20 protein-coding genes and 1 pseudogene are annotated in these 17,322 nt (G+C 73.9%); 7 read left to right on the top strand and 14 right to left on the bottom strand.

The window, feature by feature from the left end:
• Positions 1 to 62: 62 nt before the first annotated feature.
• On the top strand, positions 63 to 524 hold the full coding sequence (locus ACIRQ9_RS27215; protein ID WP_404178710.1) for a MaoC family dehydratase: 462 nt from the start codon (positions 63 to 65) through the stop codon (positions 522 to 524).
• 18 nt (positions 525 to 542) lie between these two features.
• On the opposite strand, the gene ACIRQ9_RS27210 is transcribed toward ACIRQ9_RS27215, so the two are convergent.
• The 3 genes from ACIRQ9_RS27210 to ACIRQ9_RS27200 all read right to left on the bottom strand — a co-directional run bounded on the left by ACIRQ9_RS27210 (position 543) and on the right by ACIRQ9_RS27200 (position 2,755).
• Entirely contained in the window at positions 543 to 1,166 is a 624-nt protein-coding gene (locus ACIRQ9_RS27210) for a TetR/AcrR family transcriptional regulator (protein WP_404178707.1), read from the bottom strand.
• Between the two features lie 90 nt (positions 1,167 to 1,256).
• On the bottom strand, positions 1,257 to 1,544 hold the full coding sequence (locus tag ACIRQ9_RS27205; protein WP_404178704.1) for a YiaA/YiaB family inner membrane protein: 288 nt from the start codon (positions 1,542 to 1,544) through the stop codon (positions 1,257 to 1,259).
• Between the two features lie 59 nt (positions 1,545 to 1,603).
• Positions 1,604 to 2,755: an acyl-CoA dehydrogenase family protein gene (locus ACIRQ9_RS27200; protein WP_404178945.1), complete on the bottom strand. Its 1,152-nt coding sequence runs from the start codon at positions 2,753 to 2,755 to the stop codon at positions 1,604 to 1,606.
• 65 nt (positions 2,756 to 2,820) lie between these two features.
• Between ACIRQ9_RS27200 and ACIRQ9_RS27195 the strand changes: the two genes are divergently transcribed.
• Together ACIRQ9_RS27195 and ACIRQ9_RS27190 are read left to right on the top strand one after the other, a co-directional pair.
• A complete protein-coding gene (locus tag ACIRQ9_RS27195) occupies positions 2,821 to 3,468 on the top strand; it encodes a TetR/AcrR family transcriptional regulator (RefSeq protein WP_404178701.1) in 648 nt (215 codons plus the stop codon).
• 78 nt (positions 3,469 to 3,546) lie between these two features.
• Complete coding sequence (locus tag ACIRQ9_RS27190) at positions 3,547 to 4,497, top strand: DMT family transporter (RefSeq protein ID WP_404178698.1); 951 nt, start codon at positions 3,547 to 3,549, stop codon at positions 4,495 to 4,497.
• A gap of 12 nt (positions 4,498 to 4,509) precedes the next feature.
• On the opposite strand, the gene ACIRQ9_RS27185 is transcribed toward ACIRQ9_RS27190, so the two are convergent.
• The 8 genes and pseudogenes from ACIRQ9_RS27185 to ACIRQ9_RS27150 form a co-directional block, all read right to left on the bottom strand.
• A complete protein-coding gene (locus tag ACIRQ9_RS27185) occupies positions 4,510 to 5,598 on the bottom strand; it encodes a Zn-dependent alcohol dehydrogenase (RefSeq protein WP_404178695.1) in 1,089 nt (362 codons plus the stop codon).
• A 13-nt stretch (positions 5,599 to 5,611) separates the two neighbouring features.
• Positions 5,612 to 7,000, bottom strand: a complete 1,389-nt coding sequence (locus tag ACIRQ9_RS27180; RefSeq protein ID WP_404178692.1) for an aldehyde dehydrogenase family protein — start codon at positions 6,998 to 7,000, stop codon at positions 5,612 to 5,614.
• A gap of 90 nt (positions 7,001 to 7,090) precedes the next feature.
• The gene (locus tag ACIRQ9_RS27175) at positions 7,091 to 7,561 is read right to left on the bottom strand and encodes a DUF3574 domain-containing protein (RefSeq protein WP_404178689.1); all 471 of its coding nucleotides are present in this window, start codon (positions 7,559 to 7,561) and stop codon (positions 7,091 to 7,093) included.
• Positions 7,562 to 7,707: 146 nt separating this feature from the next.
• The gene (locus ACIRQ9_RS27170; RefSeq protein WP_404178686.1) at positions 7,708 to 8,358 is read right to left on the bottom strand and encodes a class F sortase; all 651 of its coding nucleotides are present in this window, start codon (positions 8,356 to 8,358) and stop codon (positions 7,708 to 7,710) included.
• Complete coding sequence (locus ACIRQ9_RS27165; protein ID WP_404178683.1) at positions 8,345 to 9,061, bottom strand: hypothetical protein; 717 nt, start codon at positions 9,059 to 9,061, stop codon at positions 8,345 to 8,347. The genes ACIRQ9_RS27170 and ACIRQ9_RS27165 overlap by 14 nt, the downstream gene beginning before the upstream one ends.
• Before the next feature lie 159 nt (positions 9,062 to 9,220).
• Positions 9,221 to 9,424, bottom strand: a pseudogene (locus tag ACIRQ9_RS27160) (MFS transporter); the annotation flags it as partial.
• Between the two features lie 26 nt (positions 9,425 to 9,450).
• Entirely contained in the window at positions 9,451 to 10,068 is a 618-nt protein-coding gene (locus tag ACIRQ9_RS27155; protein WP_404178680.1) for a TetR family transcriptional regulator, read from the bottom strand.
• A gap of 97 nt (positions 10,069 to 10,165) precedes the next feature.
• Complete coding sequence (locus ACIRQ9_RS27150) at positions 10,166 to 10,705, bottom strand: hypothetical protein (protein WP_404178677.1); 540 nt, start codon at positions 10,703 to 10,705, stop codon at positions 10,166 to 10,168.
• Between the two features lie 155 nt (positions 10,706 to 10,860).
• On the opposite strand from ACIRQ9_RS27150, the gene hmgA reads away from it, so the two are divergent.
• The 4 genes from hmgA (at position 10,861) to ACIRQ9_RS27130 (ending at position 15,418) form a co-directional block, all read left to right on the top strand.
• Positions 10,861 to 12,216 carry a homogentisate 1,2-dioxygenase gene (hmgA, locus tag ACIRQ9_RS27145; RefSeq protein ID WP_404178674.1) on the top strand — a complete coding sequence of 452 codons (1,356 nt, stop codon included), beginning with the start codon at positions 10,861 to 10,863 and terminating at the stop codon, positions 12,214 to 12,216.
• A 27-nt stretch (positions 12,217 to 12,243) separates the two neighbouring features.
• Positions 12,244 to 12,993 (top strand): GntR family transcriptional regulator, encoded by a 750-nt coding sequence (locus ACIRQ9_RS27140; protein WP_404178671.1) that lies wholly within the window; start codon positions 12,244 to 12,246, stop codon positions 12,991 to 12,993.
• Between the two features lie 12 nt (positions 12,994 to 13,005).
• Entirely contained in the window at positions 13,006 to 14,157 is a 1,152-nt protein-coding gene (locus ACIRQ9_RS27135) for a type ISP restriction/modification enzyme (protein ID WP_404178668.1), read from the top strand.
• A 70-nt stretch (positions 14,158 to 14,227) separates the two neighbouring features.
• Positions 14,228 to 15,418: a CaiB/BaiF CoA transferase family protein gene (locus tag ACIRQ9_RS27130; RefSeq protein WP_404178665.1), complete on the top strand. Its 1,191-nt coding sequence runs from the start codon at positions 14,228 to 14,230 to the stop codon at positions 15,416 to 15,418.
• A 16-nt stretch (positions 15,419 to 15,434) separates the two neighbouring features.
• On the opposite strand, the gene ACIRQ9_RS27125 is transcribed toward ACIRQ9_RS27130, so the two are convergent.
• The 3 genes from ACIRQ9_RS27125 to ACIRQ9_RS27115 all read right to left on the bottom strand — a co-directional run bounded on the left by ACIRQ9_RS27125 (position 15,435) and on the right by ACIRQ9_RS27115 (position 17,176).
• Positions 15,435 to 15,707 (bottom strand): hypothetical protein, encoded by a 273-nt coding sequence (locus tag ACIRQ9_RS27125; RefSeq protein WP_351320600.1) that lies wholly within the window; start codon positions 15,705 to 15,707, stop codon positions 15,435 to 15,437.
• Positions 15,708 to 15,833: 126 nt separating this feature from the next.
• Positions 15,834 to 16,637 carry an anti-sigma factor domain-containing protein gene (locus ACIRQ9_RS27120; RefSeq protein WP_404178662.1) on the bottom strand — a complete coding sequence of 268 codons (804 nt, stop codon included), beginning with the start codon at positions 16,635 to 16,637 and terminating at the stop codon, positions 15,834 to 15,836.
• A complete protein-coding gene (locus ACIRQ9_RS27115) occupies positions 16,634 to 17,176 on the bottom strand; it encodes a sigma-70 family RNA polymerase sigma factor (protein WP_404178659.1) in 543 nt (180 codons plus the stop codon). Before ACIRQ9_RS27115 ends, ACIRQ9_RS27120 begins: the two co-directional genes overlap by 4 nt.
• Positions 17,177 to 17,322: the final 146 nt, after the last annotated feature.

Below are 17,322 nucleotides of genomic sequence, written 5' to 3'. Positions count from 1 at the left end.
CCGCCCGACCATGCTAAGCAGTTGCTTAGACATGGACGCGCGATCGCGAGAGGGCCGGGAACATGGCAGAACCGAGGATCTTCACCTCCCCCGACGAGCTGAAGGCGGCCGTGGGCGAGCAGCTGGGCCACACCGACTGGGTGGAGGTGGACCAGAAGCGGATCGACCTGTTCGCGGAGGCGACGGGCGACCACCAGTGGATCCACGTCGACCCGGAGAAGGCGGCCGCGGGCCCGTTCGGGACGACCATCGCGCACGGCTACCTGACCCTGTCGCTGCTCCCGCTCTTCGGCCCCCAGCTGATCGGCGTCGAGGGCGTGAAGATGGGCGTGAACTACGGCACCAACAAGGTCCGTTTCCCGGCCCCCGTCCCGGTCGGCTCCCGGCTGCGCGCCACCGCCACCATCACCGACGTGACGGACGTGGCGGGCGGGGTGCAGGTGAGCGTCGCCTTCACCGTGGAGCGCGAGGGCGGGGACCGGCCGGTGTGCGTGGCGGAGTCGGTGTCCCGGTACTACCTGTAGGACCCCCGGCCCGCGTGGTCAGCGGGCCCCCACCATCCGGAGCACGAGGTCGGCGTAGAGCGCGCCGACCTGCTCGGGGGTGCGCGGGCCGTCCACGTTGAACCAGCGGGCCACGTCGATGCAGAGCGAGAGCACCGCGAGCGTGGTGCCGTGGACGTCGATGACGTCGAACTCGCCCGCCGCGACGCCGTCCTCGATGATCCCGCGCACCTCGGCGTCGACCTGGCGCCGCAGCGCGAGGATCTCGCCGCGGGCGTCCGGGCCGAGCGCGTCCAGTTCGTACTGCACGACCCGGGCGGTGGTGCGCCGCCCGGCGTGCCAGCGGACGAAGGAGCTGATGCCGTCCGCGAGCCGCTCGGCGGCGGTGCCCTCGCGCCGGGCCGCGGTCCGGAGGATCTCCAGGGCCTTGTCGTGACCGATGCGGCTGATCCGGTGGAGCAGCTCTTCCTTGGTCTTGTAGTGGATGTAGAGCGCGGCCGGGCTCATGCCGGCGCGGCCCGCGATGTCGCGGGTGGTGGTGGCGTGGTAGCCGCGCTCGGCGAAGGCCTCCACGGCGGCCACCAGCAGCCGCCGGGCCGCGTCAGGGGTGACCTCGTCCCACGGCTCGACCTCGCCGCCGGTCGTCTCCTCCGCCGTACTCATCGCTCGCTCGCCCCTCTCGACACCGGAGCACCACCATACCGCCGAAGCTGAGCGAGCGCTTAGTGTGCCCGCTCAGCGAAGGTCGCGGGCTCAGAGCTTGTCGAAGGGGTCGTGCTCGGCCAGCAGCTTCTCCAGTCGGGCCTGGTCGACGCGGCTGACGATCTGCCCGGCCTCCTGGCGGTCCCGGACAACCTTCGCGAGCGTGAAGGCGGACGTGACGAGGTAGAGGACGGCGATGCCCAGGAAACCGCGCACCCAGGCGTCCGCGTGCAGCCGGACGATGCCGACGCAGGTCGCGGTCGTGGCGAGGCCGAAGGAGGCGACGGCCTGGCCGTAGAAGGCGGCGGTGTTCTGCTGTCTGACGGGTGTCTCACTCATGGACCGAGCATCGCCTGACCCGGCCCGCGCCACATCCGCCCGCGTACTCAGGGACGTACTCAGAACGCCGAAACGCCCGTCAGCGCCCGCCCGATGAGCAGTTTCTGGATCTGGCTGGTGCCCTCGTACAGGGTCATCACCCGGGCGTCGCGCAGGAGTTTGCCGACCGGGTACTCGTCGATGTAGCCGTAGCCGCCGAAGACCTGGAGGGCGTTGTTGGCGGCGCGCACGGCGGCCTCGGAGGCGAAGAGCTTGGCCTTGGAGGACTCGGTGGCGAACGGCAGGCCGCGGTCGATCAGGTCGGCGACCCGCCAGGTCAGCAGCCGGGCCGCGTCCACGTCCACGGCGATGTCGCTGATCAGCTCCTGGACCAGCTGGTGGCCGGCTATCGGGGTGCCGAACTGCTCGCGCTCACCGGCGTACCCGACGGCCGCGTCCAGGGCGGCCTGGGCGATGCCGACGCAGCCGGCGGCGACCGACATCCGCCCCTTGGCCAGGGCCGACATGGCGACGGAGAAGCCCTTGCCCTCGGGGCCGAGCATCGCGGCGCCGGGCACGCGCACGTCCTCCAGGACGAGTTCGGCGGTGGCCTGGCCGCGCAGGCCGAGCTTGCCGTGCACGGGCCGCCGGGTCAGGCCCGGACTGTCGGCCGGCACCAGGAAGGCGGACACGCCCTGGTGGCCCGGCGCGTCGGTCGAGCGGGCGAAGAGCAGGACCACGTCGGCCCAGGTGCCGTTGGTGATGAACATCTTGGTGCCGTTGACGATGTAGTCGTCGCCGTCGCGGACGGCACGGGTGGTGAGGTTGCCCGCGTCGGAGCCGGTGCCGGGTTCGGTGAGGCCGAAGCAGCCCACGTACGCGCCGGAGGTCAGTCCCGGCAGCCAGCGCCGCTTCTGCTCCTCGTCGCCCCAGGCCGCGACGGTCTTGGCGACCAGGCCGAGGGAGACCGAGACGATCCCGCGCACCGAGGAGTCGCCGCGGCCCAGCTCCTCGGTGACCAGGCAGTACGACAGGTGGTCGCCGCCCGAGCCGCCGTACTCCTCGTCGACGGTCAGACCGAGGAAGCCGACCTCGCCGAGCTTCTTCACGATCCCCCGGTCCACCTCCTCGGCGCGGTCCCAGGCGATCACGTGCGGGGCGATCTCGCGCTCGACGAAGTCCCGGGCGAGCTGCCGTACGGCGGTCTGCTCCTCGCTGAGCCCCAGGTCCACCACGGGATCACCCCAGATTGAAATTAGCACTGCTAGTTTTCTGTTCCCGCCCTACTATGTGCGCCATGGCCCGACCGCGCAAGCCCCTCCTGAGCACCGACCGGATCGTCCGGGCGGCGCGGGAACTCGTGGACGCCGAGGGCCTGGCCGCCGTCTCCACCCGGCGGCTCGCGGCCGGGCTCGGGGTGAGCGGGCCCTCGCTCTACAACCACTTCCGCACCAAGGACGAGATCCTGGAGGCGGTCGCGGACTCGGTGAGCGCCCAGGTGGACCTGTCCATGTTCGAGGGCGGCGACGGACGCGACTGGCGGACCGCGCTGCACGACTGGGCGGTGTCCTACCGGGCCGCGCTGCGCGACCACCCGAACATCGTCCCGGTGCTGGCCCGCGGTCCAGGCCGCCGTCCCGCCGGGCTGCGCCTCGCGGACGCGGTCTACGGCGCGATGGTGGACGCCGGATGGCCGCCGGCGCAGGCGACGTCGATCGGGGCGCTGATGCGGTACTTCATCATGGGGTCGGCGCTCGGGTCCTTCGCCGGGGGCTTCGTGGACGACGCGAGCGCGTACGACCCTGCCGACTACCCCCATCTCGGCCAGGCGCACCTGCTCGCGGACCAGCAGGAGAAGATCGACGAGCGGGCGTTCGAGACGGGCCTGCGGGCGCTGCTCGACGGGTTGCAGGAGCAGTTCTCGGCCCTGGCGCCGGACGCCTAGGGCGACCCGGTCCCGCCGCTCGGTGCCCCGTCCGAAAACCGCGAGCCCCGGCCGCCGCCGCTCCCTACCCTCGGTGCCATGACCGATCGTTCCTCCTCCGCAGGCCGCCCGCTGCTCCCGGCGCTGGCCGCCACCGTCACCGTCGTGCTGTGGGCCTCCGCCTTCGTGGCGATCCGCAGTGCCGGGGACTCCTACTCCCCCGGCGCCCTCGCGCTGGGCCGGCTGTTCTCCGGGTCCCTGGCGCTCGTCCTGCTCTGCCTCGTGCGACGCGAGGGCCTGCCGCCCCGCTCCGCCTGGCGGGGCGTCGCGATATCCGGGGTGCTGTGGTTCGGCTTCTACATGGTCGCCCTGAACTGGGGCGAGCAGCGGGTGGACGCGGGGACGGCCGCCCTGGTGGTGAACATCGGTCCCCTGCTGATCGCCCTGCTCGGGACCCGGCTGCTCGGCGACCCGATGCCGCCCCGGCTGCTCGCAGGCATGGCGGTGTCGTTCGCCGGTGCCGTGACCGTGGGCCTGTCGATGGCCAGCGGAGGCGGCTCCTCGGTGCTGGGCGTGGTGCTGTGCCTGCTCGCCGCGGTCGCCTACGCGGCCGGTGTGGTCGCCCAGAAGCCCGCCCTGGCCCGCGCGAGCGCGCTCCAGGTGACGACGTACGGGTGTCTGGTCGGCACCGCGGCCTGTCTGCCGTTCGCCGGGCAGCTGGTGCACCAGGTGGCCGGCGCGCCGCTGTCCGCGACCCTCGACATGGTCTACCTCGGTGTGTTCCCGACCGCGCTCGCCTTCACGACCTGGGCGTACGCCCTGGCCCGGACCACCGCGAGCCGGATGGGCGCGACGACGTACGCGGTACCGGCGCTGGTCGTGCTGATGTCCTGGCTGGCGCTCGGCGAGGTGCCGGGTCCGCTCACCCTGGCGGGCGGGGCGCTGTGCCTGGCCGGTGTGGCGGTGTCCCGGACGCGGGCGCGCGCCCGGAACGCGGCTCCCCTCGCCGCGCCGGCGGCCGGGGAGACGCGCTCCGAGCGGGTGTCCTGACGGGCGGCCGGGTCAGAAGACGACCAGCGCCCGGCCTCCCTTGCCCGCCAGCATGTTCTCGAACGCCGCGGGGATGCCCTCCAGGGAGATCCGTTCCGTCACCAGCGCGCCCAGGTCCAGGCGGCCGGCCCTCACGTGCTCGGCGAGCACCGGCAGGTCGTGGGCCGGGTCAGCGTTGCCGTAGACGCACCCGGACAGGGTGCGGCCCCAGTGGAAGAGCTCCAGGGCGTTGAAGGTGACCTGCTCGCTCTTGCCGCCGATGCCGACCACCGTGGTGCGGCCGCCCCGGCGGGTGGACTCCCAGGCCGCGCGGATGCTGACCGCGCGGCCCGCGCACTCCACGGAGACGTCGGCGCCCTGTCCGCCGGTGAGCGCGCGGACCGCCCGGGGAGTGGTGTCGGAGGCGACCACGTAGTCGGTGGCACCGGCGGCGCGGGCCAGTTCCTCCTTCGCCGCGGAGACGTCCACCGCGACGATCCGGGACGCGCCCGCGATCCGCGCCGCCTGCACGGCGGCCAGGCCGACCCCGCCGACGCCGAACACCGCGACGCTCTCGCCCTCGCGGACCCGCGCCGAGTTGTGGACGGCGCCGTAGCCGGTGAGCACGGCGCAGCCGAGGAGGGCCGCGTCGGTGAGCGGGACGCCGGCCGGGAGCGGCAGGACGCAGGACTCGGCGACCACCGTCTCCTCGGCGAACGCGGCGACGTTCAGGCCGGGGTGCAGCTCGGTGCCGGCCGCGGTGCGGGCGTGCACGGCGGCGGTGCCCGAGAGCGCGTCGGAGCACAGCCAGACCTCGCCGAGCGTGCAGGCGTGACAGTGTCCGCAGGACGGCGCCCAGTTGAGGACGACCGGGTCACCGGGAGCCAGCCGGGTGACGCCCTCCCCCACGGCGACGACGGTGCCCGCGCCCTCGTGGCCGAGGACCGCGGGGACGGGCACCCGCATGGTGCCGTCGGAGAGGGAGAGGTCGGAGTGGCAGACGCCGGCGGCGGCGAGGCGGATCCGGACCTGGCCGGGGCCGGGGTCCGGGAGGTCGATCTCGGTGACCGTGAGCGGGGCGCCCACGGCGGGCAGTACGGCGGCTCGGACCGTGGCGGTCATCGCGGCCACCTCCTCAGAACTGAAGGGACTTGGTCTGGAGGTACTCGGCGAGGCCGTGCGCGCCGAGTTCCCGGCCGACGCCGGACTGCTTGTAGCCGCCGAACGGCGCCAGCGGGTTGAAGCGGCCGCCGTTGATGTCGACCTGGCCGGTCTCCATGCGCCGGGCGAAGGCCACCGCCGCCGCCTCGTCCCCGGCCCAGACGGCGCCCGCGAGCCCGTAGACCGTGCCGTTGGCGATCCGCAGGGCGTCCTCCTCGTCCTCGTAGCGCAGGATCGACAGCACCGGGCCGAAGATCTCCTCCTGCGCGATCGTCATCTCGGGAGTGACGTCGGCGAACACCGTCGGGCTGACGAAATAGCCCTGCTCGCGCGGGGATTGGGAGCCGCCCGTGACCAGCCGGGCGCCCTCGGCGACGCCCTGGTCGATGTAACCCCGCACCCGCTCCTGCTGCTTGGCGCTGACCAGCGGCCCGATGCGGTCCCCGTACTTCTCGGCGGCGGCCGCCGCCAGCTCCACCGCCTGCGCGTACTGGTCGGTGTGGACCAGCATCCGCGTCCAGGCGCTGCACGTCTGACCGGAGTTGGACATCACGTTGGCCACGCCGACGTTGACGGCCTTGGCGAGATCGGCGCCGGGCAGGATGACGTTCGCCGACTTGCCGCCCAGTTCGAGGGCCACCTTCTTCACGGCGGCCCCGGCGACCGCGCCGATCCGCCTGCCGACGGCCGTGGACCCGGTGAAGGAGACCAGGTCCACCCCAGGGTGCTCGGCGAGGGCCTGGCCGGCGACCGGCCCGAGGCCGGTGACCAGGTTGAACACACCTGCGGGGAAGCCCGCCTCGGCCACCGTCTCGGCGAACAGCTGGGCGGTGAGCGGGGTGTCCTCGGCGGGTTTGAGCACGACCGTGCAGCCGGCCGCGAGCGCCGGGGCGACCTTGGCGACGATCTGGTGCAGCGGGTAGTTCCAGGGCGTGATCGCGCCGACCACGCCGACCGGCTCCTGGTGGACGGTCGAGTTGCCGACCTTCTCCTCGAAGGGATGGACCGCGGCCAGTTCGGCGTACGAGCCGGCGACGGCGATCGGCAGGGCCGCGTGCACGGCCTGGGAGAACTGCGGCGGCGCGCCCAGTTCCGCGGTGACCGTCGCGGCGATCTCGTCCTTGCGGGCCGCCAGCGCGTCGCGGAGCGCGCCGAGCCGGGCGGCCCGCTCGGCGGGCGGGGTGGCGGCCCAGGCCGGCAGGGCGGCGCGGGCGGCCCGCACGGCGGCGTCGACGTCCGGCGCGCCGCCCGCCGGCACCCGGCCGATGACCTGCTCGTCCACCGGGTTCACGACCTCGATCACGTCCTGGCTCACGGCGGCGCGCCAGGCGCCGTCGATGTACAGGCCGTCGTGTGCCTTCATGCTGCTTCCTCCCGGCGGGGCTGGGTCTCCGGCCTCACAAACTAGCGGCGATAGTTTTTCGGCGCCAGGGACCCGCGGCCGGACGGACCGTCAGAAGTCGACCCGGACCCGTTCGTCCACCCGCCCCACGCTCTCCTGCGCGAAGGCCTTCTCGTAGGCCCGCCGGATCTCCTCGATCTTCCGGTCGCCATCGGCCGTCGCCGACCGCGGGCACAGCAGGACCAGTTCGTAGGACCGCTCCTTCTCGATCGTGCCGTGCGCGTCCCGCCACTGGCCGCGCCCGCTCTGCACGGTCAGCCCGTCGGGGAAGTCCGGGGTGACCACCTTGTCGACGAAGGCCGCGAACTGCCGGTCGGTGACGGCGGGTTCGCCGTCCGGCCGGGCGGTACCGAAGAAGAGCCGGGTCTCCAGGCATGCCTTCCCGCGCACCGGTGAGGCGGCGGGCCGGCTGTCGGCCGGTGCGGTGGGGGCGGTGGGGGCGGTGGGGGCGGCGAGGGCACCGGCGAGCAGGACTCCGGCCGGCAGGAGGGCCGGGCGGTGACGGAGCGAAGGAGTGCGCATGCCCCTTTGTAGGGGGTCCGTTCCCCACGGGTCCCGGCTTCCCGCCCCGATTCACCCGTCCAGGTCGGCGACGGCACTCCACCGGGGCCGTACGGCGAGCGGGCACGCCGGCGGGCGGGTGCGGGCCGCCGCCCGCACCCGCCCGGTCACCGCGTCGAGGTCAGGTGCGCGAAGACCACGACGTTGCTGGTGTAGCCCGTCGTCCGGCTGAAGAGGCCGCCGCAGGTGATGACCCGCAGTTCGGGGCGCCGGGTCGGGCCGTACACCTCCCGGCTCGGGAAGCCCGCCTTGTCGTAGACCTTGACCCGGTCCACGGTGTAGACGGCGGTACGGCCGTCCGCGCGCTCGGCCTCGATCAGTTTGCCGGGCTTGACCTGCGCCAGCGCCGCGAAGACGGCGGGCCCCGTCCTGGTGTCCCGGTGGCCGACGGCGACCGCGAGCCCGGACTCCCCCGGCGTGGCGCCGCCCTCGAACCAGCCGATCAGCTTCGGGTCGTCGACCGGCGGGGTCTCCAACTGCCGTCCCCGGTCGAGCCGGACCCCGGTGACCGGCGCGTCGACGCCGAGGAACGGGATCCGCATCGACGTCGGCCGGGACCGGGACAGCGGCTCGGGCGGGGGCCCTTCGGACCCGTCCCGGCCGGGGCCGGCCGCCGGCAGGGCGTCCGACCCGTCCGGTCCGCCGGGCCCCGAGCACCGGACCACGGTCACCAGCATGAGCGCCAGCAGGGCCGTCCTGGCGAGGCGGAAGCCGCGGGTCCGGTACCAGGGCCTGCGTCTGCGCCTACGCGGCGCCATGGGGCCGACGGCGGATCAGCCGGACGTACACCACACCGCTGGCCGCGACCAGGCCCACGGCCGTCACCGCCGCCAGGGGCGAGAAGGAGGCCGCCGCGTCGGCGAGACCGCCGCCGCCCGCGTGCACACCGCCCTGCGGACCGCCGTGCTCGCCGCCCTGCACCCAGGAGTCGCCCCGCTGGTTGTCCTCGATCTGGCCGCCAGGACCGCCGTGGTCGCCGCCCTGGCCGTTCTCGCCGCCAGGTCCGTTCGGCCCGCCCTGGCCCGGCGCCCCGTCCTGCTTGCCGTCGTGGCAGTTGACCCGGAAGACCTTCTCCTTCAACGCGCCGCCCACGACCCACGCGATCTTGTACTGCCCGTCCGCCAGACCGAGCGGGTCGGTGTGCCCGGCGCCGGCCGCGAGCTGGATGGTGCCGGCGACGGTGGCCGCGGTCGGCAGCGGCGGCTGGGGCGTGATGGTGTAGGCGATGGCGGTGAGAACGTCGAAGTTGACGGCGTCGAGGTAGAATCTGCAGACCGCCGGGTCGTCCTTCGAGACGCCGAAGGGCACACCCACTCGGTGGATCCTGATGTCGCCGTTCTCCCCCTGTGCCGCCGCGATCGGCGCGACCGCCCACGACGCGCCCGCAGCGGCGAGGGCGGTGAGGACGACGGTGGCGCCCGCACGGGTACCGACGGTGCGTGGCAGTGTGAGCGTGGGCATGCAAGCTCCTCCGAGTTAGACGATTTTCATACAAATCGGCCTTCGTCTGGACTGTCACCCATGCACTCCACGGCCCGCGGCATCGACGTCCGACGCGCCGTCAGATATCGCTCGTGCGGCGCAATGCCGGTCCCCTCCGCCCGCTCCGCGACCCCGTCCCGCCTCCGCCCGGACGCCGAGCAGGACGCCGATCACGGCCGGGGCGATGCCCCGGTGCTCGCCGACCACCGGCAGGTGGGCGGTCAGGATGTCGGTCGCGGACAGGACCGACAGGCTGACCAGCATGCCCGCCGGCCCACCCCGCGCCCGCGGGATGCCGCCCACCGGCACCCGGCCGCCCGTCCCCTGACGGGACGTCACCGCCGCCGGGGGCGGCGCGGGGCGAGCGGTCAGTCCAGGACCCGGGCGAGGTAGGCGCGCAGCAGCTGCCGTGTCTCCGCGATGATCGTCTCGTCGCCCTCCGGATCCATCCGGAAGGACAGGTGGACCAGGGTGTCGGCGGCCTCCACGGCCACCAGGAACGTGCGGCGCAGGTCCTCGTCCGGGACACGGCCGATGTAGTCGGAGAGCAGGTCGGTGAGGCGGTCGGCGACCCGGCGGTTGGGTTCGGCGTGGCGGGCGCCGACCGGGATCTGGTTGCCGAAGTCGACCAGCGAGAAGCCGGGAGCCGTGCGCTTCATGGCCAGGTACTCGTCCAGGACCGCGTCCATCGCCGTCCGCCAGTCGCCCTTCGGCGCGTCCTTCAGCCGCTCGGCGACCCGCTCGGTGTAGCGCTCCAGGTTGCGCTGGGCGAGGGCGTCGACCATCTGCCGCTTGTTGCCGAAGAAGCGGTAGACGGACCCGATGGGCACTCCGGCGCGCACCGCGACGGTCCGGGTGCTCAGCTCCTCGTAGCCGACCTCGTCGAGGAGGTCGGCGCAGGCGTCCAGGATCCTGGTCAGCCGTTCCGCGCTGCGGCGCTGGACGGGAGCTTTGCGAAGCGGGGGCGCTGGGGGCACGGGCTTCATGATGCCTTTCCGCGGGGACCGGGTGAACCTCGCCCCCCAGTACGGAGACGAGTGGCCCATGCACTCATCCGCGCGGCGGGCCGGCCGTCGTCACCGGTCACGGTGTCCGGGTGGCCGTCGGCGCGGCCGGTGCCGTCTCCGCACCCGACGCCGTGACGTCGGCCGTGCTCTCCACCGGTCTGCCGTGCACGGCCCACACCGTGCCGTCGTCGGCGTAGAGCCGGGCGGTGACGTGGTGGGTGCCGTGCGGGACGAGCCCGGCGGGCAGGTGGTAGGCGGGTCCGCGCAACCGGGTCACCAGGCCGCCGTCCACGAAGAGGTAGGCGAGGCCCTGCCCGGCGACCGCCCGGGGCGCCGTGCCGGCCCGGGAGAAACGGAAGCGGTGCACGTCGAGCCGTACGTCCCAGCCCCCGGAGGCGTCGGGCGTGACCACCGTGCCCACCTCGGGCGCCCGCTTCCCGGCGACCTCCCGGTAGTGGCGTCCGCCCTCGTCCGTGTCGCCGAGGAGCGTGCCCGCCGGCGCGGACGGACCCGGCTCCCGCCGCCCGTGCGCCTGGCCGCTCCCGCAGCCCGCCGCCGTGGCCCACAGCAGGACACAGACCGCGAGCGCGCCCGGCAGTCCACGCGTCCACGACATGCCCGGGAGGGTAGAACAGCGCGCCGCGGACCGGATCCCCCCGCGCTCGGGTTCTCGCCGTACCCCCGGAATGATCCCGGCCCCCTTGCAACCGCCCCCACTCAATCCTACGGTGATGCATAGGAATCAGGCGGACACCGGTCCAGGGAGCGATCATGGGCGATGGGGGCACCTCCCGCACGAGCGAGTCGCGGCGGGCGGCAGCGCGGAAGACCGCGGAGGGACTGGCGTACCTCTCGGGGTTCGGCAACGAGCACGCCTCGGAGGCGGTGCCGGGCGCGCTGCCCGTGGGCCGCAACTCCCCGCAGCGCGCGCCGCTCGGCCTGTACGCGGAGCAGCTCAGCGGTACCGCCTTCACCGAGCCGCGGGCCTCGGGCCGCCGCTCCTGGCTGTACCGGATCCGCCCCTCGGCCGCCCACCCGGCGTTCACCCGGGCCGCCGTCGACGGCCCGCTGCGCACCGCGCCCTTCACGGACGCCGTCCCGGACCCGAACCGGCTGCGCTGGAACCCGCTTCCGGAGCCGGCGCCCGGCACGGACTTCCTCGCGGGCCTGTGGACGCTCGGCGGCAACGGGGACGCGACCCAGCGCACCGGCATGGCCGTGCACCTCTACCACGCCGACTCCTCGATGGAGCGGGTCTTCTCGGACGCCGACGGCGAGCTGCTGATCGTCCCGGAGCGCGGCGGCCTGCTGCTGCGCACGGAGTTCGGACTGCTGCACGTGGAGCCGGGACACGTGGCGCTGGTCCCCCGTGGGGTCCGCTTCCGCGTGGACCTGCTGGAGGACACGGCCCGGGGCTACGTGTGCGAGAACTACGGCTCGCCCTTCCGCCTCCCCGACCTGGGCCCGATCGGCGCCAACGGCCTCGCCAACGCACGGGACTTCCAGGCGCCCGTCGCCGCCTACGAGGACGTGGAGGGCCCGGTGGAGGTGGTCAACAAGTTCTGCGGCCACCTGTGGACGGCCACCTACGACCACTCCCCGCTGGACGTCGTCGCCTGGCACGGCACCCACGTGCCCTACGTCTACGACCTGCGCCGTTTCAACGTCATCGGCACCATCTCCTACGACCACCCCGATCCGTCCATCTTCACCGTGCTGACCTCCCCGTCGGACACCCCGGGCCTCGCGGGCGTCGACTTCGTGGTCTTCGCGCCCCGCTGGCTGGTCGGCGAGAACACCTTCCGGCCGCCGTACTTCCACCGGAACGTGATGAGCGAGTACATGGGCCTGGTCGAGGGCGCCTACGACGCGAAGGCGGAGGGCTTCGTGCCGGGCGGCGGCTCGCTGCACAACATGATGTCGGCGCACGGCCCCGACCGGGAGACGTTCGACCGGGCGAGCGCGGCCGAGCTGCGGCCGCAGAAGATCGACGACGGCCTCGCCTTCATGTTCGAGACCCGCTGGCCGCTGACGCTCACCCCCCAGGCGGCCACCGCCGAGCACCTCCAGCAGCGCTACGACGACGTGTGGCGGGGCATGGAGCGGCACTTCCGGCCCTTGCACTGAAGATCCCCCCGACGGTACGGATGGCCCGTGACCTCCTTCGCCCCTGACTCGATCGTCCTGAACCGCAAGCTGCCGCTCTGGTACCAGGTCTCGCAGTCGCTGCGCGCCTCGATACTCGGGCGCTCGCCCAGGGACCCGCTCCGGCTGCCCACCGAGGAGCAGCTCGCGGAGCACTACGGCGTCAGCGTGCTGACCATGCGTCAGGCGCTGAAGGAGCTGGAGGACGAGGGCCTGATCAGCCGCCACCGCCGCCGGGGCACCTTCATCGAACCGGACGTCCGGCGGGCCGCCCCGGTACGGCTCCTCGGCTCGGTGGACGCGATCGTGGCCCAGCAGTCCGGCATGACGGCCGAGCTGCTGGAGCACGGCACGGCACCCGTGACCGGCGAACTCGCCGAGTACTTCCCGGATCTCGACGAGGTGGCCACGTACCACCGGCTGCGCAGCGACGAGCAGACGGGCGAGCCCACCAACCACGCCCGCAACCACGTCCGTCCCGAACTGGCCGGCCGCATCGACCCGGAGGACCTGGCCCGGCGGCCCATGACCAAGGTGCTCCGCGACGTGGTCGGCGCGGACATCGGCCGGATCACCGACACGGTCGAGGCCCGGCTGGCCGACCCGGAGACGGCCCGGCTGCTCCGGGTCCCCCTGCTCAGCCCGATCCTGCACTACACGGGCGTCACCTACGACACCGCGGGACGGGTCCTGGACCTGGCCGTCATCCACTACCGGGGCGACCGTTTCTCCTTCACGGTCACCCTCGACGCGACCTGAACTCGTCGTACGATGCCGGGCGTGACGCACGACGACGCTCCGCTGCTGGCGGACCTCATGCCGTGGTCCGTCGCACCACTGCGGCTCGGCCGGGGGTGGCCGACGGCCCCCGATCCGGCGACCCTCAAGGCCCGCTGGGACGCCCTCCTCGCCTCGGAGGGCCCCGGCCGCGAGGCCCTGTTCGAGCCGACGCGGGCCAGGACCGTGCATTCGGCCGTGCCGCAGCTGCCGGGGCAGCCGACCAGCACGGAGCCGCTGGCGCGGGCGTCCGGCCCGTGCGCGGACCCCGTCCGCGTCCTCGCCGCCCCGTTCGACGAGCAGTGGCTGATCCCGGACCACCGCCTGATCGACGCGGCCCGCCCGGAACTGTGGCGGGTGGCCGACGCCCACCAGGTCTTCGCCGTCGAGTCCGCGGAGGGCATGCCCCTGCTCGCGACCTCCCGTCTGCCCACGCTGCGCACCGGCCGTGTCCGCCCGCTGTACCGCAGGCCGGGCGGACGGGAACCCAACCTGGCGCCGGGCCTGCTGGCCCACCTCGCCGGCCGGCTGGGCCACACCCCGGCCCCGCCGGACGTGCTGGCCTGGGCGCTGGCCACGGTCCGACCCGACCACACGGTCCCGCTCACCGGCGACCCCGAACTGTGGTCCCACGGCGTGCGGCTGGGCCGCCGCGCGCTGTGGCTGCTCCGCCGCGACGGTGAACGCCCCAAGCTGCCGGGCGGCCGCCGCCCCTACGTCCGCGCGCCGCTCCCCGCCCGGCCGCTGACCGTCCGCTACGACCCGGACGAGGAGACCCTGCACATCGACGAGGGCCGCGTCTCGCCGGTGCCGCCGCAGGCCTGGGAGTTCGCCCTGGGCGACGTGCGGGTCCTGGAGGCCTGGTTCGCGGCCCGGACGGCGTCGGCCGGACCGGGAACGCTGGCGGCGATCGTCCCGCGGGCCTGGCCCCAGGCGTGGACGTCGGACCTGCTGGAGCTGATCACGGTGCTGGTCCTGCTGGCGGACGTACGGTCCCGGCGGGCCGAGCTGGAGACCGGGACCCCGATCACGGCGACGGACCTGCGGGCGGCGGACGTCCTGCCGCCGCCGGAGACGTCCCGCAGGCCGGCCTCGATCCTCGAGCACACCGAGGAGGGCCCGGCGGGTCAGCTGACCCTGCTGTGACCGGCTCAGGGGCGCTGGGGAAGGAACCGGGCGACCCGCTCCCACCCACCCGCAGACAAGGACGCCGCCCATGGACCCCCTGCCCCTCCACGGCATCACGGTGGTGGCCGTCGAACAGGCCGTCGCCGCCCCGTTCGCCACCCGGCAGCTCGCCGATCTCGGGGCCAGGGTCGTCAAGGTCGAACGGATCGACGGCGGCGACTTCGCGCGCGGCTACGACACCGCCGCGCGGGGGCTGGCGTCGCACTTCGTGTGGTGCAACCGGGGCAAGGAGTCCATCGCGCTGGACCTGAAGGACCCCCGCGGGGTGGACGTCGTGCGTCGGCTCGTCGCGGACGCGGACGTCTTCGTGCAGAACCTCGCGCACGGGGCGGCCGCCCGGCTCGGCCTGGACGCGGCCACGCTCTGCGCCGCCCACCCCCGCCTGGTCGCCGTCGACGTGTCCGGGTACGGCGCGACGGGGCCGTACTCCGGCAAACGCGCGTACGACATGCTCGTGCAGTGCGAGGCGGGGCTGGTGTCGGTCACCGGCACGCCGGAGCAGCCGGTGAAGGCGGGCATCCCGGCGGCGGACATCGCGGCCGGCATGTACGTCTTCTCGGGGGTCCTGGCGGCGCTGGTGCGGCGCGGGACGACCGGCCGCGGCGGGCCGGTAGAGGTGTCCATGCTGGACGCGCTGGCCGAATGGATGGGACACCCGCTGCACCTCGCCCTGCACGGCGGCACCCCGCCGGAGCGCACCGGTCTCGCGCACGCGGTGATCGCGCCGTACGACGCCTATCCGACCGGGGACGGCGGCCGGGTGCTGCTGTCGGTGCAGAACGACCGGGAGTGGCGCCGACTCGCCGAACAGGTGATCGGGCGGCCGGAGTTGGGTTCGGATCCGGCGTTCGCGACGAACGCGGCGCGGGTGGCGAACCGGGCCAGGACCGACGAGCTGGTCGCGGCGGCCCTCGAAGCGGCCGGCACGGACGAGGCGGTGGCACGGCTGGAGGCCGCGGGCATCGCGTGCGCGCGGCTGCGGGACGTGTCCGGGCTGGCGGAGCATCCGCAGCTGGCGGCCCGGGGGCGGTGGCGGGAGGTGGGGTCGCCGGTCGGGCCGCTGCGTGCGCTGCTGCCGCCCATCACGCTGCCGGGCGGGGACGAGGCGCGGATGGGGGACGTGCCCGCGCTCGGACAGCACACCGAGGCGCTGCTGCGTGCCGTGGGGATGACGGACGCCGAGAGAGCAGCGCTGCGCCGGGACGGTGTGGCTGCCTGAGCGCGAGCCGGACGGGTCAGTGCCTGCCGCTGCCGCCGAACAGCGAGCGGCGCAGCCGGCGCAACGGCGCGAAGAGGGAGACGCGGCTGACCCGCGCACCCCGGTCGCTGCGCTGCGCGGGTTCACGCGCGGTCAGCTCACGCATCAGTGACGTCGCCTCGACCGCCTGCTGCTGCGGTATGGCGGGACCCGCCAGTACCGACAGATGGCGGTCGAGGCGCGAACTGGTCGCGCTGCTCCCGCAGGTGATCGCAGGAACCCTCGCCCTGCTGCGTGTTATCTGCTCCATGTCACTCCCCACCCGTACGAGTCCACCCGGCCCGGGCAGGGTAACCCTATCGCCCCGATGGGGCACTCGTGTATCGCGGTCACAGGATTCACCTTCCCCGCAAGGCTGTTGACGACCCCTCTTCGACTACTCTCCGAATCCAACCGATTTCAGGGCGAGTTGGACAATCGGCTGGCTGGTGGGCTGCGGAGAGCCGCCCGCGGGCTCGACGGTCACCGCGAGTGACGTGGCCGATCGGTCCAGACCGGTGGCGACCAAGGGCGTGTCGGCCGCGAAGAGCCCGAGGGAGCGCGGTTGCGCACGGGGGCGCATGAGCCACAGCTGATGCACGCGCCCCTCCGTCGGAGCGCCGTAGCCGCTGAGCGTGACGACGGCCTCTCCGGTCGAGGCGGAGACCACCGCCGCGATGCCCTGGCCATGGGAGTCCCTGCCCGCGGTCGAGCGGGCGTCGGGCGCGGCCAGGACGTGGGCGATCTCACGCGACTGGGCCCGCTCCGCGTCCAGCCGGTCCTGCGTCCGGCCGGCCTGCACCGCGAAGAGCGAGGCGACGACCAGGGCGGCGGCCGCGGTGGCGGTGGCGAACGGCACGAACAGGGGCCGCCGTCCTGCGCGCGAGGGCGGCGGCTGCGCGCCCCAGACGTGCGGCGGCAGGCTGGGAACGTGCTCGCGGGCGGGTGCGGCCGCCTGCGGGGTGGCGCGTACGGCGGCCAGGACCCGCTCACGCATCGCGAGGGGCGGCGGGGCGGCCGTCGACCAGGCCAGCCGCACCGCGTCCTCGGTGAGCGCGCGGACCTCGGCGGCGCACCGGTCGCAGCTCCCCAGGTGCTTCTCGAAGCGGCGGCGTTCGCCGGGCTCCAGGGCGTCCAGGGCGTAGGGCGCGGCCAGCGAGTGCGGGTCCTCGCGGCGCAGCAGACGGCCGACCAGGCTCATGCCGCACCTCCCAGGCAGTCCCGCAGCCGGGTGAGTCCGTCGCGCATCCGCGTCTTGACCGTGCCCAGCGGCAGTTCGAGCCGTTCGGCCACCTCACGGTAGGTGTAGCCGTCGTAGTAGGCCAGGGTCACCGACTGGCGCTGGAGGGCGGTGAGGCGGCTGAGGCAGCGGCGCACCCATTCGCGTTCGAGACCGGCCTCCACCTCCTCGGCGACCTGGTCGAAGGCCGGTTCGCCCGCGCGCAGGGCCTCGCGCTGCTCGCGTTCACCGGCCGCGCGGGCGCTGCGCACCCGGTCCACGGCACGGCGGTGGGCGAGGGTGAGGATCCAGGACAGGGCACTGCCCCGGTCCGGGTCGAACTTGGGTGCGGAGCGCCAGAGTTCGAGGAGCACCTCCTGGGCCACCTCCTCGGACTGGGCGGGGTCGCGGACCACACGCCGTACGAGTCCGAACACCGGACCGGACACCAGTCCGTAGAGGTCCTCGAACGCCTTCTGGTCGCCGGCCGCGACGAGCACCAGCAGTTCGTCCGCCTCCACCCCGCTCCCCCTTCTGTGGCCGCACCCGGCCCGTCCCCCCACACCAGGCATTCGCAACTGACGCACCTCCGGCAGAAGTACGTACGCGAGGACCGAAAACGCGGGTCGAGCAGGAAGAAAAGATTTTTTTCTTCGGACCAATCCGA

The organism is Streptomyces sp. NPDC101237, assembly GCF_044767465.1.
In the GTDB taxonomy this organism is placed as follows: domain Bacteria; phylum Actinomycetota; class Actinomycetes; order Streptomycetales; family Streptomycetaceae; genus Streptomyces; species Streptomyces gramineus.
The sequence above is the reverse complement of the archived record's forward strand: the minus strand, read 5'-3'. Positions and strand labels throughout refer to the sequence as shown.